This is a genomic window from Solibaculum mannosilyticum (assembly GCF_015140235.1).
Lineage (GTDB): Bacteria > Bacillota > Clostridia > Oscillospirales > Acutalibacteraceae > Solibaculum > Solibaculum mannosilyticum.
This window is the reverse complement of record NZ_AP023321.1, coordinates 1,682,952-1,697,416: the sequence shown is the minus strand read 5'-3', so window position 1 is coordinate 1,697,416 and position 14,465 is coordinate 1,682,952. Positions and strand designations below refer to the sequence as shown.

Genomic DNA, 14,465 nt, shown 5'->3' with positions numbered 1-14,465 from the left:
AATGGTCCGGGCTTTCTTTTTAGGATTATAATGTATTTTCATTTCCAAAATAATAAATATACTTGATTTAAATGGTTAAAAAGAATAAAATAAAATTTGGATTATTCCAAAAAAACTGCCCATAATTTAGATGTTTTATTGGAATAGTAGGAATCAATTCTTTAATTTTAGAAATAGAAGAGAGATGATAAGAAGAAGGCTTGTATTTTTATGATTTCTGATGATAGAAAAAGAGGTGTGTTGTGTGAAAATGAAGAAGTTCGCCAGTTTCTTTTTGGCGATGGTCATGGTGATCGGGATGCTTCCCATGGCTTACGTTCAAGGGCGGGAAAGCGCTACAGTGGACATCGCTGTAGAAGCGTTGTCGTCCAGTGCAGAAAACCCTGCTATCGTGGATCTGAGTGAAGAGGGGATCACCGATTGGGCCCATTTTGGCCATACCAGTGCGGGAACGATCAACCGTAAAAGCAGTGGAGAAGCGATTATTGGTACGCCGTCGGCCATCAAGGGAACTGGATTGAGTTCCGCCAGTGAATCCGACGTCAAAAATTATCGCATGGAATTTGAATGGTCGGATGGAACGCCTACCCAGTCGGCCAGCAGCCGCTATTTTATCAAAAACGGCGTAGGCCAAACCGGAATCGAGGGCACAGGCATTCGCCTGGATTTTGACCTCCCTGCCGGACAATGGGATCTGGCTCTTTATACCTCCACCTACAACAGCAACGCTAAGGTGGAGGTCCGGGATCAAAACGATACTTTAATTGGGAAATCTACTCTCAATGAAGGGGGTGGGTCTTGGGCACACTTGCCTGAGATGGTGACCATCTCTTACGAAAGCGAAATCGCGCAAAGAATTTCTGTGGATATTATTGCAACCGATAACTATGCAGATTGGCCCAGTATTGCTCTTGCAGCGGCTACCGTTAAGGCTGGACAGCCAAGTCCTCATACCGTTTCCACGAGCGCTACCAAAGGAGGAAGCGTTACAGGGGATGGCCAGTTTATAAAAGGGGACGAAGTCACTCTGACTGCTGCTCCAGAAGAAAATTATACATTTAAAGAATGGCAGGTTGTCAAAGGCAGCGTTCAATTATCCGATGAAACGGCCAACCCGATTTCTTTCACAATGCCGTCTGGGGACGTCGCCATACGTGCGGTATTTACCGATCCTTCGGGGCAGCAAGAGGAGGATCTGACCCAATACATCAATATGAATATTGGATCGACGTCTGGATACAGCAATACCGTCATCGGCCCGCAGCGCCCGAATGCATCCGTCAACCCAAGCCCGGACACCGATCCTCAAAATAAGTGCACCGGTTATAGCGCCGATGGGAAAATCCGTGGCTTTTCTCAGATCCACGTCAGCGGCACCGGCGTGGGCAAATACGGACAATTCCTGGTCTCCCCTCAAGTGGGACTTTCCACCCGGTTGGACGGCCATGATTCGGAGAAAGCAAATGAGAATCCCACCTGCTCGGAATACAGCGTAACACTTACCGATTACGATATCGATTGTTCCTTTACGCCAGCGGAACATTCTACCATCTATAAGTTTGCCTATCCCGAATCGGACGATGCAAACCTAGTGATCGATATGGCCCATAACATCGCCAACGGCGATGCAGAAGATATCAAAGTGGATGTCTCCACCGATGAACAGGGGAATACCATTATCAGCGGTTCCGGCCATTATGCAGGCGGTTGGGGTCCGGAGCATGACCTGTACTTCTACGCTGTTGTCAATAAGACCCCAAAAGTCACCGGTACTTACGATGCCTCTGGTCCCAAGCCCGGCGTCAACAGCATGGGCCCGGTGGACGTCATCGATCGTCTGGCGGGGATGGGCGCGTATCTGACCTTTGACACCCAGTCCGATGAAGAGATCCTTATGAAGATGGGTGTTTCTTTTAAGAGCGTCGATCAGGCCAAAACATGGCTGGAGGGAGAAATCCCCGACTGGGATTATGATGCCGTCAAAGCTGAAACAGAAGATCAATGGAATGAAGAGCTCAATAAAATCGTCATCGGCGGCGACGTTTCCGACGAGGAAAAACAAATCTTTTATACCAGCATCTATCACGCGCATCTCATGCCCCGTGACCGTACCGGGGACATTGCCAAATACGGCGATGCCGATATGATGGACGACCACTTTGCCACATGGGACACTTGGCGTACACTGTATCCATTGTACACCATCACAAACCCTGATTTGGTAGCCAAGACCGTCAACAGCTATATCACCCGGCAGAAGGTCAATGGCTATGTCCGTGACTCCATCGTCGGAGGCAACGATATGATAGGCCAACAGGGCGGCGACGATATCGACAACGTCATTGTAGACGCCTATGTAAAAGGCATCGAGGGCGTAGACTGGAACGAAGCCTATGAAGTGATTCAAAAGAATGCCACCGATTACCGTTTGGATTATCAGGGTTGGAACATTGCTAACCCTGGAGATTCCAATTACAAGTCCCTGGGATGGATCCCCAGCGATGATACCATTACCCGGATCATGAGTTGTTCCTACCAGCTGGAATACGCATACAACGATTATCTGGCGGCCCAGATGGCCAAAGGATTCGGCGATACAGAAAATTATGAGAAATGGCTGGAGCGCAGCAACAGCTGGACCAACATCTGGAATCCGGATGTTGTCAACAATGGCTATGCCGGATTCATCTGGCCCAAAGCAGCCGACGGTTCCTGGGTATATGACGATGAGCTCATCCCGGATCCCACTAAGAGCCACGGATCGTGGGTGGAATTTTTCTATGAGGCCAGTTCCTGGGGATATTCTTTCTTTGTCCCCCATGACATCCCCCAACTGATTGAGAAGATGGGCGGGGAGGAGAACTTCTGCGACCGTCTCAAACTGGGGATCGAGAAAAACTGGGTTGATATCGGCAATGAACCGGCATTTTTATCGGCCTACCTGTTTAACTATACTTCTAAACCCTATCTTACCACCGACTGCGTAGAGATGATGCGCAACAAATTCAGTCTCAACGGCAAACCCGGCAACGATGATTCCGGCGCCATGAGCTCCTGGTATATCTTCTCCTCCATCGGATTCTTCCCCAACGCAGGGCAGAACTTATATTATTTTACCAGCCCTCATTACGACAAAACCACCATCCATATGGACAATGGCAATCAGTTTACCGTCATTGCCAACAATCTCTCGGAAGAAAATAAATACATCCAGTCCATCACGTTAAACGGCAAGCCTTACAAGAGCACTATGTTCCATCACGAAGACATCGTAAACGGCGGTGAACTGATCTTCGAGATGGGGAGTACCCCTGTAGATTATACAAAAGAGGCGAGCGCCACCATCGAGTCCATTACACCAGTGGAACAAGGGACTGTAGTGGATTTGGACTCATCCCGCTACGACGAATGGGCTCAGTTCAGTGCTATCGATAAGATTAATCGCCGTACCAGTGAGGAATCCCCTATCCTGGCTAGAGGCGGTCTGAAGAATGTGGGAGGTACCTGGACACAGGAAACCCTTTCGGGCGATGCACCTGGCTTCCGCTGGACAAGCGGTTCCCCGGATACTTCAGCTGACAACAATCAGAACATCGTCTGGAGCCAGCAAGGCATTGAGCTTGTGCTCAATATGCCGGGAGGAGCCTATGATGTGGACTTGTACACGACCGGAATCCGCTCCCGTTCCACCATCGAGGTGTTGGGTGAAGAGGGAGGACTCCTGGCTCAGCAGGAGCTTTTGCCTAACAGTGAGAATCGGCAATATCGAAAGGTCAGCATACAGTTTGAATTGCAGGTACCGGAGAAGTGCACTGTCCGGCTCTTAACCGATCAAGACGATCAAAGCCATGATTTCAGCGTAGGCATTGCCGCCGCTACTTTGCATACGGTCGATTCCTACAGTGTAGCATTTGACAGTGCAGAAGGCACCAAAGTACCTACTCAATCGGTGCAGGAGGGAGAAAAGGCGACAAAACCCTCCGATCCCATTCGGGAAGGCTACCGATTCCTAGGATGGTATCGAGATGCCGACGGCACGCAGGCCTTTGATTTTGACCAGGATACCGTTACCTCTGATATAATTCTGTATGCCAAATGGATCGCTGTCTACAACGTCGCATTTGAAACAAACAGCGGGAGCGCCGTAGACGTTCAGCAGGTGGAAGACGGCAGCCTTCTAGAAAAACCGGAGGACCCTACCCGTTTTGGCTATACTTTTGGAGGATGGTACCAGGATATTGATCTCACCATACCGTGGGATTTTGCGTCCGACGCAGTGACAAAACACATTACCCTTTACGCCTCCTGGGAACCTCTGCCTGAAGCTGCCGTCTCCCGGATAGAGGAGATCTCGGCAGGGACCACTGTCTACTTAAGCGATTACGACGATTGGACACAATACGGACTGAATCAGCCGTATGGCATCCAAACAGTCCGGAAAGACCAGGATAACCCGATGATCGGTCAGATTGCCAGTATGGATGGAGCCTATTCCACCGGCGAGAATAACGCGAATCAGCCGGTTTCCTTCACTTGGGACGACGGCACGCCGGTTCAGTCGGAGAACAATGGATCGACCACCTTTGGCTGGTCCAAAAAGGGCTTGGAGGTTCCATTGGAATTGCCTACAGGGGCCTATGAAGTGACCCTCTATGCCACCGGCATCCGAGCCAATGCAACCCTTGCCGTTGTAGATTCCTCGGGTGAAATTGTGGCCCGGCAATCCCTTTGGGACAACACCGGCGAACAACGCCAATATCGGAAAGTAACCCTCGATTTCTTCTGTACAGAGGAGAAGACCTTTACAGTTCGTCTGCTGGTGGGCGACGATCAACAAGCGGCAAACTATAGTGTGGGATTGTCGGCTGTTGCAGTAAAGACCAAGGCACCCGGCGTCACCGTACTGGTTCAGGGACCTGGCTCAGTCACAGGTGCAGGCATCTATAAAACAGGAAATATCGTCACTTTGAATGCCGTCCCAGAGGATGGCTATCAGTTACAGCGTTGGGAAGTGGTAAAGGGATCCCTGGATTTGGACGGCAAAGCTGTCAGCCCCCTTACGTTCACAATGCCCTCTGACTCCCTTACCATTCGGGCCGTATTTGAAGAGCAAAAGGTATCAATGACAGGCATTGAAAAGGTAGAAGAGAAGTCGACCGTCCATCTCAGCGATGAAAAATACGACGATTGGGCTTATTTAGGGTACAAGGATAAGATCATCTACAAAGCCGATCGTCAAGAATCTGTTTTTGCCGGGGCGGCATCGGCTGTCAGCGGGAATCTCACTGAGGAACAGATGGACAAATGGAATCCCAATTCACCCTATTTTAATTGGGAAAACGGCGCTCCCACTGAAACTGGTGAAAATATCCGCTATATCGTGTGGAACAATACCGGCATTGCTTTTGATATGGATCTCCCAGCGGGACAGCACGATGCAAGCTTCTATATTTCAGGCGTCCGTGCCGGCGCTTACGTCCAGGTGATGGATCAGGCGGGGAATACAGTTCTGGAGGAACCTTTATGGTCCAATCCGGGAGGTAGCCGCATCTACCGCAAGCTGAATCTGAGCTTTGACTGCGATGAGGCACAGAAATACACCATCCGCCTTATGGTGGATCAAAACGATCGAGAAGAAGCAAACTACAGTGTTTCTCTCTTTGCCGCTACAGTGGAAGCTGTGACCACAGAACCTCAATCGCCTCTCACATTTACTGACGGTCAAGGCAACGCCATAGATACATTGTCGGCCGAGACATTGGTTACCACGCTGCAATATCAGGACACATCTACAGAGGATCAAAACCGCATGCTGGTGGTGGCCGTATACAATGCCGATGGACGTATGGTTTACTCTGGCCAGACAGTTGAAACTGTGGCCGCCGGACAGGAAAGATCGCTCCAGGTGACGCTCGAAATGCCCGACAATGGCGACGGCCATTTTGCAGAAGAAGGGTATTACGCCAATGTGTTCGTTTGGGATGGAGATACGTTCCAACCGGTCTGTGAGAAGGTGAAATTTGGAAAGAACCATGTCCCAGCCCCATCCGAACAAAAGGATGTCCCGACAGAAGCATCTGCATCGCAACCGATTGCCGCTGTCGCAAACGGCGAACAGGACAAATGGTGGAAGAGATTTCCCCAAACAGTAGGTTTCCCATCCTCCGCCTATCCTGTATATTCCGCCCGGTGGAATGGGAACACTGGTAGATAAACACACAATTAATCTCTTTGGATAAAAAAACGGCCCTGTCTCTCAGATTAGAGAGCACAGGGCCGTTTTGACCATTATCGCAGGGAAGAAACCATAGATCGGTCCGGCGAAGCGTCGTGTCCCTCTTGAGAAGGAAGGACGGCTTCTGTCTGAGCGCCGTGAGGAAAGATCCAACGGTTGTGACATCCGCCGCGCCTTTTGACGCATTCCTGATGCCATAGACAGTGCAGCTCCCCTTTACCGTCCTGGTTCAGGAGGGGGATGTTATGTCCGACTATCGAGCAAAACCGTTCCGTATAGAAGATCGCACCCATATCAGTCACCTCGTTTCTATCAAACTCTTCATTCTAGTATATTCACCGGAAGGGCCAAATACACGCAAACATCCCGCAAAATGTTGTATAGGGCTTGGCATATCCGACGAAACTACAAGCATACAATAACATAGAAAAGGCGGGATCAGAATGGAACGAATGAAAGACATTGCTAGAAACCTTTTTGGGAGAAAGCGTGAATCTTTGCCGGAAGTCGATCCGGAAAAGGAACGTCTGCTGGAAGAAATCCGACTGGTCTGCCAGATGATGCAGACCGCTCATTCCCGTTTTTCAGCTCAAAGCGATGAGGATCTGATGGAAGCGTGCATCTATGAGATGGAGGCGCTGGAGGCCCGATACCGGTATCTCAACCGGCAAGCCCGGGAACAGGGCATCACCTGCCAGCCTTATGAGATGCACATGGATGCAAAGGAGGGAAATGTGGTGGGATAGGTTTTGCTATTTCGGCATCGGTACTGGCAGTCGGGGGACTGATCATTTTAGCCGCCATGGTGCGGACCGGTAAACCAGTGGGAGCCTTTTTCAAATCTTGCGCACAAGGCATCCTCTTGATGATAGCCGTCAATCTGACCAGCTCCTTTACCGGTATGGCTCTTTCGGTCAATGGACTAAGTCTGGGTTTTGCCTGTTTGGCCGGTGCACCGGGCGTGATTTCACTGCTTCTTTTGAACATGGCGGCTTTGTGACAGAAAAACATAGACCTATCGCAAACAACAAAAGGCCAACGCCATTTTCCGGCGTCGGCCTTTTGTCATCCTTGTTTTGAACCATCAGAAAGAAGGGCCGTCCCGCCGAAGAAGATCGGTAAAACTGTCCATATCCCCTGTCTGGAGGGCGAGGACCCCCTGGTATACGCGAGTGGGATCGCTTAAAAAATGTTCCCGGACAGCCTCGGCCTGCATGCGGTCCCCCACCAAGAGGGTGAGGGTCATCAGATCTTGTTTTCCGTCAGATACATGGCAGGTAACCGCCACGCCGTTTTCCCTTGTGACGATATCCACCTGATTCTGGCGTTCGATATTGCGCCGTGCCAAAAGCTGTACCGCCGCCGTCACGGCCCGTTCCCGCACTGACAAAGGCAGATCGCTTTCCAATGTGGACGCCACTTTCCGGCCGGACTCCGTCACACAAAGCATAATATCTCCGGTATCCGTGTCCTGGAAGGAAGTGATATGGCCCCGTTCCATCAGATCGCCGATGGCGGCATTGACCTCAAAGAAGTTGGCCAATCCATTTTCATAAATGATGCTGGTGATATGCTCCTGCACCATGGGCTGTCCCACATGACGGAGCATGTAACAGATAAGCAGTAAAATCTGGTGATAGTCGATCAAACCGCCGGGAGAGACGCCGGCTGTAAGAGCATCGTGTTCCACTGCAAACACCGCCTTTCGTCGTCACAAATGGCCGCAGGGAAGGTTATTCTTGAGGAAGACCGAATTTATAATGCTTGCGCACAGGCTTTTTCACCGACCAAACGCAGTCCAGGCCGGCGGGGAAGTAAACCAACTGACCGGCGCCGAACCGTACCGTTTCCCCATTGGCTGTGACTTCCACTTCGCCCTCCAGGAGATAAGCGGTTTCCGATTCGTCATAACTCCAATCGAAGGTGGAGACGCCGCATCCCCAAGTACTCCACTTAAAAATGCCCCGCTCCTCCGCCTCCTGGCGGGTGATATCCTTGACAACAATTGAACTCATAGAAAAAAGCCTCCTTTACCCGATTGTTTTCTTTTATTTTACCAAGGTTGAGGGACGGTGTCAATCGGCAGGGAAAAGCGGTTGTCAAACGGCATGGGAAGGCTTATAATAAATGGTACCTGAAAATTATTCTTTGAGAGAAAGCGAGGCGGACCAGTGACTCCGCTTGAGACCATACAAAGAGCGGTGGACAAGATCCAGCAGGGAGAAGAGTATTATATCCCAGCCTGGTGGAATTATTTGTCCACGTCCTGCCGAAAAGATGAAAACCGTCCCGGTGAAGTGATCGTGGATCCCAGACGCTACTACAGTGACTGTTTGAAGAAGATTTTGCAGGATCCCAAAAGGCAAGCAGAAGCTTCTGTAGAGGGGAGCGTCATGTATTCCATGATGCCCCGGGCTTTCACTGCGTGGAACCACACAAGCGATGGGGAGTTGGAAAGCGGCACTTTGCTCAAGTGTATCGCCCTTTTGCCGAGGCTCAAGCAGATGGGCGTGGATCTTGTCTATCTTCTGCCCATTTTTTTATCCAGCCATGCCTTCGGCAAGGGAGAGCTTCCCAGCCCCTACTGCATCCAGGATATTTTATCCTTAGATCCGGAGCTGGGAGACCGATTGATCCCGCAGATTACGCCGGAAGAACAGTTTGCCGCTTTTGTGGAGGCGTGCCATCGCCTGGGAATGCGGGTGGCGTTGGACTTTGTATTTCGTACCGCGGCCAGGGATAATGTGATGATCCGGGAGCATCCCGATTGGTTTTACTGGATCAAGGCGGATGATCGGGACGAGCTACAAGCGCCGGGTATTCCGGGGGCGGGACATCAAGTGGTGAGCGCAGACAATGTGGATGCCCTTTACCAGTCTCCGGACATGGCAAAGTTTATCGAGTGCTTTGTAGAGCCGCCTGAGGAGCAGCAGTGGCGCCGGATAGTGGAAGAGGCCGATCAGCAGGGGAAAGGCGTTTTAGATGTATGCATTGACCGGTTGGGGATTTGTACCCTCACCGGGTTTGCCGATACCATCAACGATCCGCAGCCTCCCTGGACCGACATTACCTATTTAAAGTTTTATTTTGATCCCAGCCCGGCGGCGCAACGCAATTTACCGGCTCAGGAACTGCCGCCTTTTCTGGCGCAGGACGGGGTAAAATGCAGCGTGTTTGAGGGAGGGAATCCCAACCGCCAGCTTTGGGATACCATTGCCGGCGTCATTCCCCATTATATCACCCGATATGGACTGGATGGGGCGCGCATCGATATGGGACATGCGTTGCCGGCTCCCCTTTATCGGGAAATTGTCCGCCGGATCAAGGCGTGCAAACCGGATTTCCTGCTGTGGTCGGAGGAATTTTCCCCGGAGAATGCCCCCCGTGCGGCTCAGGACGGCAATCATTTTATCACCGGGGACTTGTGGGAGATTTGGAAAAATACGCCGTCCAACCGTGTAAACCATCGTGTTGCAAAAGGACTTCAGTCAGTACTGCCGGTGACCGCAGCCGTCGAGATGGCCGATACTCCCCGTGCCCCTCTTATGGCCGGCGGGGAGGGGCAGGCAAAGGCTATTTTTCGTATGTTATCATTGCTGCCCAATAATGTCCTGCTCATCAACAATGGACAGGAATTGGGAGAAATTCAGCCCATGAACCTAGGGCTTTGCAACGATGAAACAGGACGCTTTGTGTTGCCGCCCGATCATCCCATGTATGGCAAACTGGCTTTTTTCGACAGGGTCCGGTTTGACTGGTTAAATCCTGGCATCGAGGAGCGCGTCCGGTGGATGACCGAGATCATTGATTTGCGTCGTCGATACGGTTCTTGGATACAGGATAAGGATGCCTTTGACTGGGATACGCTGGACCGGGATGGAGAGCTGACTGTACTTTACTATCAAAAAGAGGGGAAAGCGTTGGCGGCAGTTGTCAACCGAGGGGCTGAAACGAGACAAGTGGATTTCTCTAAGATTTTTGATGGCAGCTTAAAGGGGATAAGGTCCTTTGAGGTGATAGCCAGTGATGGTTTCAGCTTAGAAGGGCAAGATAAAAGTGGAGAACTCCAGAAATTTGGATTTGTTTTATTGGAGTCGAAGGAGGAAATGAGATGAGTAAAAAGCCGTTGTGCGCCTATTTCTGCATGGAGTATGGTTTAGACCCATCCTTTAAAATTTATTCCGGCGGGCTGGGTATCCTGGCAGGAGATATTCTAAAAGCGGCCCATGATTTGGAAATGCCTATGGTGGGCGTCGGGATCCTGTGGCGCCAGGGGTATGATCGCCAGGTGATCCATGAAAACGGCCGTCCCATGGATTGCTTCCCGGAATACCGGTATGATTTCTTAAAGGATACCGGAGTGGAGGTGTCGGTGGAAATCCGCGGCCGGGAAGTGCGGGCCAAAGTATGGCTGTGCGACTGCTTTGGAAATGTGCCTCTTTACCTGTTGGATACCAACCTTCCCGATAACAACGACAGCCTCCTCACCGGCCAGCTTTACGGCTGGTTCAATGAGGAACGCATCGCTCAGGAGATGATCTTGGGAATCGGCGGTATCCGCGCTCTGGAGGCCCTGCATATGAAACCCGATCTCTATCATTTCAACGACAGTCATCCCGCTTTTGCCGGCTTGGAGCTCATCCGCCGGGAGATGGAAAAGGACGGTATTACCTTCCAAGAGGCCAGGGAATCGGTGCGCCGCTCCATCGTATTTACCACCCATACCCCTGTGGAAGCTGGAAATGAAGTTCACTCCCATGACCTGCTCCAGTACATGGGGGCATATAATGGGCTGGACAAAGAAGATATCATAGACTTGGGAGGCGATCCGTTTAATATGACGGTGGCCAGCCTGCGCATGAGCTATATGGCCAATGGCGTCGCGCAGCTGCACGGTGAGACAGCGCGGAAAATGTGGGCAAAGGTGGAGGACGCCGCTCCCATTTTAGCCATTACCAACGGCGTTCACAATGGGACGTGGCAGGATGCTCAGGTGTACAGTGCGTATCGGGAAGAAGGGGACCTGATGGCCGCTCACGGGGAAGCCAAGAGAAAAATGATCGATGAAATTGAGCGGCGGAATGGTGTTCGTCTCAAGGAAGACGTCCTGACCATCGGTTTTGCCCGAAGGGCGGCGCCATATAAACGTGGAAACTTGATTTTTGGCCGTATGGAGGTGGTGGAACCTCTGCTGAAGGAGGGGAAACTCCAAATCATTTTCTCCGGCAAAGCCCATCCCAACGACCTTACCGGCAAAGATATTGTGGCCGAATACTATGCCATGTCCCAAAAGTATCCGGAATCCATCGTCTTTGTCCAGGACTATGATATGACAGTGGGCGCGCTTCTCACCCGAGGATGCGACGTATGGCTCAACAATCCCAGACGTCCCATGGAAGCATCAGGCACTTCCGGCATGAAGGCGGCCATGAACGGCGTTCTCAATCTGAGCGTGCTGGACGGGTGGTGGCCGGAAGGCTGCGAACACGGTGCCAATGGCTGGCAGATCGGCGACGGTTACGAAGGGGAAGATCAGGACGAATTGGATCGGGAGTCTCTGTACAAGGTACTGCTCACCGAGGTCATCCCCACTTACTATGAGGACAAGGAAAAATGGGCTAAAATGATGCGCGCTTCCATCTCTATGGCGACCGATCGTTTTTCTGCGGCACGGATGGTACATGAGTATTATGACCTTATGTACAGCCAAAAGCCAGAGGAAAATACGGCTGAGAAAAAGGCGAGTAAATAAGGGAAAACAAAACCTTACAAAAAACAAAGGAGAGGTTAAAATGGTAAGACATATTGTATTTTGGAAATTGGCCGATGAAGTCAATGGGATGACAAAAGAAGAGGCAGCCCAGACCATTAAGGAGAAGCTGGAAGCACTGGTGGGAGTGGTTCCGGGATTGACCAAAGCCGAAGTGAACTTTGTCATGCCGGGAGGTAAGTTTGACGTTGTACTGGTATCGGAATTGGAGTCCAAAGAGGCCCTGGCTGTTTACCAGAACCATCCGGATCATGTCGCGGTCAAGGATTTTGTCCATCAAGTGACGATTGATCGGGCGGCAGCCGATTGCGAAGTATGAGACTGTTTTATGCCATCGATTTCCCTGAGGAGATCAAAAGCGCCCTGATGCGGTATCAGTCTGATTTGCGCAGTATAGGGACAACAGGACGATTTGTACGTCGGGATACCCTTCATCTAACCCTTCATTTCCTGGGAGAAACGCCGCCTTCCCAGCTTATGAAGGCAAAAAAAGCAGCTGATCAAGCAGCTGCGACATGCGCACCGTTTTCCTTGTGCACCGCTTCTCCCGGCAGCTTTGCTAAGGGAAGGGGAGGAGAAGTGCTCTGGCTGGGCCTTGAGCCGTGCAAAGCCCTGCTGGATGTACAAGGTCAACTGGAAGACTGTTTAGAGAGGCAGGAGTTTAAAAAGGATACAAAACCGTACCGTCCCCATATCACGATGGCTCGGGATGCCGATTGGTCAACCGATTTGCCAAAATTAGATCCTTTAACCATACCGGCTGATGGCATTACGCTGTTTGAAAGCCGGAGGGATGTTTCCACTGGACGATACCGATATATCCCACTCCACATAGCATCCTTCTGTGGAGAAGCATAATTAAATAGATGACAAAAAAGAGGTTCTTTCTCAGTCGGAAAGAACCTCTTTTTTTGGGAACTTATAAAACTTTAGAAAGGAACTCTTGGGATCTTGAATGCTGGGGATTCTGGAAAAACTGCTGAGGAGGAGCTTCTTCCACGACATTTCCCTCATCCATAAAGAGGACGCGGTTGGCAACTTCCCGGGCGAACCCCATCTCGTGGGTGACAACCACCATGGTCATTCCCTCTTCGGCCAACTCCTTCATGACCTCCAGAACTTCGCCGACCATTTCCGGATCCAAGGCTGATGTGGGTTCGTCAAACAACATGACGTCCGGGTTCATAGCCAGGGAGCGCACAATGGCGATACGCTGTTTCTGACCTCCGGAGATGCGGGCCGGATAAGTATCGGCCTTGTCCGAAAGGCCAACGCGTTTTAAGAGCTTTAATCCGTTTTCCTTTGCCTCATCGGGTGTCTGGAGTTTTAATTTGATAGGGGCCAATGTGATATTATCCAAGATAGTGAGATGGGGGAAGAGATTGAAGTGCTGGAATACCATCCCCATCTTCTGGCGCAATTGATTGATGTTGGTTTTCGGATCAGTGATCAAATTGCCTTCAAACCAGATTTCACCGGAAGTAGGAGTCTCCAGCAAATTGAGGCAACGCAAAAAGGTGGATTTACCCGAGCCGGAAGGGCCGACTACAACCACTTTTTCGCCTTTTTCAATGTGCTGATTGATACCGCACAGCACTTCATGATCGCCAAAGGATTTGCGAAGATCTTTAACGTTTATCACTTTGACGCAGCCTCCTTTCCAGACGCTTGATGAAGAAGTTCATAATTGTAACAATAACCCAGTAGAACAAAGCAGCTGTAATCAACGGGACGAAAGCATTAAAGGTGCGGGAAAGAATCTGATTGGCAGCCTTAGTCAGGTCCACAACAGCAATGGTTGAGACGATAGCGGTTTCTTTCAGTAGGGCGATAAATTCATTGCATAGAGCCGGTAAAATGTTTTTGAGAGCTTGGGGGAGGATAATATAACGATAGGTAGTGATGGTAGTAAGGCCTAAAGAACGTCCAGCCTCCATTTGTCCGACGTCTACAGCCAAGATACCAGCCCGGATTGTTTCAGATACATAAGCACCGGAATTGATACCGAAGGCTATTACACAGACCCATTCTTTCGGAATCGGCGCTTTGCCAAAGATGACAAGGCTGAAAATCAGCAATTGGACCATAACTGGGGTACCGCGGAAAATAGAGAGGTAAACATCGCAGACTTTGTTGAGAACTTTTAAAATAGGTGATTTTGAACTTTCTCGACTGACTTTGATAATAGCGACTATTAAACCGATCACAATGCCAAGGATACATGCACAAATCGTGATTTGTAGTGTGACTCCCAGACCTTTTATGTAAGACATAAACCGGCCATCGGCAAACACATTTTGGTAAATTTGATCCCAAAGTGACTGGGCTGCAGGTAAAATCGGCATCCCATCGTTCCTCCTCACAACATAATGATATTTATTTTATCTTAAGGGCCCCCACCCTTTTTGCATTTTAACCCAAAACCTAGGAAAACAGCCGGCCATAAAAAGGGAGGCCGGC

The 14,465-nt window shown here is 50.4% G+C and carries 12 protein-coding genes; 7 read left to right on the top strand and 5 right to left on the bottom strand.

Annotation, left to right across the window (positions count from 1 at the left end; genetic code table 11):
• Positions 1-250: 250 nt before the first annotated feature.
• Positions 251-6,214, top strand: coding sequence for a GH92 family glycosyl hydrolase (locus tag C12CBH8_RS08120; RefSeq protein WP_246441808.1), 5,964 nt, complete (start codon positions 251-253; stop codon positions 6,212-6,214).
• A 74-nt stretch (positions 6,215-6,288) separates the two neighbouring features.
• Here the strand turns inward: C12CBH8_RS08120 and C12CBH8_RS08115 are convergent, their stop codons facing one another.
• On the bottom strand, positions 6,289-6,528 hold the full coding sequence (locus C12CBH8_RS08115) for a hypothetical protein (protein WP_215532968.1): 240 nt from the start codon (positions 6,526-6,528) through the stop codon (positions 6,289-6,291).
• 150 nt (positions 6,529-6,678) lie between these two features.
• On the opposite strand from C12CBH8_RS08115, the gene C12CBH8_RS08110 reads away from it, so the two are divergent.
• Both C12CBH8_RS08110 and C12CBH8_RS08105 read left to right on the top strand, forming a co-directional pair.
• Positions 6,679-6,981, top strand: coding sequence for a DUF2508 family protein (locus C12CBH8_RS08110; RefSeq protein WP_090264265.1), 303 nt, complete (start codon positions 6,679-6,681; stop codon positions 6,979-6,981).
• Positions 6,978-7,235 carry a pro-sigmaK processing inhibitor BofA family protein gene (locus tag C12CBH8_RS08105; RefSeq protein ID WP_321199490.1) on the top strand — a complete coding sequence of 86 codons (258 nt, stop codon included), beginning with the start codon at positions 6,978-6,980 and terminating at the stop codon, positions 7,233-7,235. Before C12CBH8_RS08110 ends, C12CBH8_RS08105 begins: the two co-directional genes overlap by 4 nt.
• Positions 7,236-7,319: 84 nt before the next feature.
• On the opposite strand, the gene C12CBH8_RS08100 is transcribed toward C12CBH8_RS08105, so the two are convergent.
• Entirely contained in the window at positions 7,320-7,925 is a 606-nt protein-coding gene (locus C12CBH8_RS08100) for a DUF4364 family protein (RefSeq protein ID WP_090264261.1), read from the bottom strand.
• Between the two features lie 43 nt (positions 7,926-7,968).
• The gene (locus C12CBH8_RS08095) at positions 7,969-8,250 is read right to left on the bottom strand and encodes a cupin domain-containing protein (protein WP_090264258.1); all 282 of its coding nucleotides are present in this window, start codon (positions 8,248-8,250) and stop codon (positions 7,969-7,971) included.
• A gap of 156 nt (positions 8,251-8,406) precedes the next feature.
• Between C12CBH8_RS08095 and C12CBH8_RS08090 the strand changes: the two genes are divergently transcribed.
• Genes C12CBH8_RS08090 through thpR form a run of 4 tightly spaced genes read left to right on the top strand, consistent with a single transcriptional unit; the run spans position 8,407 to position 12,863 of the window.
• Positions 8,407-10,350, top strand: coding sequence for an alpha-amylase family glycosyl hydrolase (locus C12CBH8_RS08090; RefSeq protein WP_215532967.1), 1,944 nt, complete (start codon positions 8,407-8,409; stop codon positions 10,348-10,350).
• The gene (gene glgP, locus C12CBH8_RS08085; protein WP_215532966.1) at positions 10,347-11,987 is read left to right on the top strand and encodes an alpha-glucan family phosphorylase; all 1,641 of its coding nucleotides are present in this window, start codon (positions 10,347-10,349) and stop codon (positions 11,985-11,987) included. Before C12CBH8_RS08090 ends, glgP begins: the two co-directional genes overlap by 4 nt.
• A 40-nt stretch (positions 11,988-12,027) precedes the next feature.
• Positions 12,028-12,324, top strand: coding sequence for a Dabb family protein (locus tag C12CBH8_RS08080; RefSeq protein ID WP_147624481.1), 297 nt, complete (start codon positions 12,028-12,030; stop codon positions 12,322-12,324).
• Positions 12,321-12,863: an RNA 2',3'-cyclic phosphodiesterase gene (gene thpR / locus C12CBH8_RS08075; protein ID WP_246441807.1), complete on the top strand. Its 543-nt coding sequence runs from the start codon at positions 12,321-12,323 to the stop codon at positions 12,861-12,863. The genes C12CBH8_RS08080 and thpR overlap by 4 nt, the downstream gene beginning before the upstream one ends.
• Before the next feature lie 61 nt (positions 12,864-12,924).
• Here thpR and C12CBH8_RS08070 read toward each other — a convergent pair whose 3' ends face one another.
• The gene (locus C12CBH8_RS08070) at positions 12,925-13,647 is read right to left on the bottom strand and encodes an amino acid ABC transporter ATP-binding protein (protein WP_215532964.1); all 723 of its coding nucleotides are present in this window, start codon (positions 13,645-13,647) and stop codon (positions 12,925-12,927) included.
• Positions 13,634-14,350: an amino acid ABC transporter permease gene (locus C12CBH8_RS08065; protein WP_215532963.1), complete on the bottom strand. Its 717-nt coding sequence runs from the start codon at positions 14,348-14,350 to the stop codon at positions 13,634-13,636. Before C12CBH8_RS08065 ends, C12CBH8_RS08070 begins: the two co-directional genes overlap by 14 nt.
• Positions 14,351-14,465 lie beyond the last annotated feature (115 nt).

Coding starts and splice junctions, on each gene's coding strand:
- C12CBH8_RS08065 (WP_215532963.1), bottom strand. CDS start 14,350: ATGCCGATTTTACCTGCAGCCCAGTCACTTTGGGATCAAATTTACCAA.
- C12CBH8_RS08120 (WP_246441808.1), top strand. CDS start 251: ATGAAGAAGTTCGCCAGTTTCTTTTTGGCGATGGTCATGGTGATCGGG.
- thpR (WP_246441807.1), top strand. CDS start 12,321: ATGAGACTGTTTTATGCCATCGATTTCCCTGAGGAGATCAAAAGCGCC.
- C12CBH8_RS08080 (WP_147624481.1), top strand. CDS start 12,028: ATGGTAAGACATATTGTATTTTGGAAATTGGCCGATGAAGTCAATGGG.
- C12CBH8_RS08110 (WP_090264265.1), top strand. CDS start 6,679: ATGGAACGAATGAAAGACATTGCTAGAAACCTTTTTGGGAGAAAGCGT.
- C12CBH8_RS08115 (WP_215532968.1), bottom strand. CDS start 6,528: ATGGGTGCGATCTTCTATACGGAACGGTTTTGCTCGATAGTCGGACAT.
- glgP (WP_215532966.1), top strand. CDS start 10,347: ATGAGTAAAAAGCCGTTGTGCGCCTATTTCTGCATGGAGTATGGTTTA.
- C12CBH8_RS08095 (WP_090264258.1), bottom strand. CDS start 8,250: ATGAGTTCAATTGTTGTCAAGGATATCACCCGCCAGGAGGCGGAGGAG.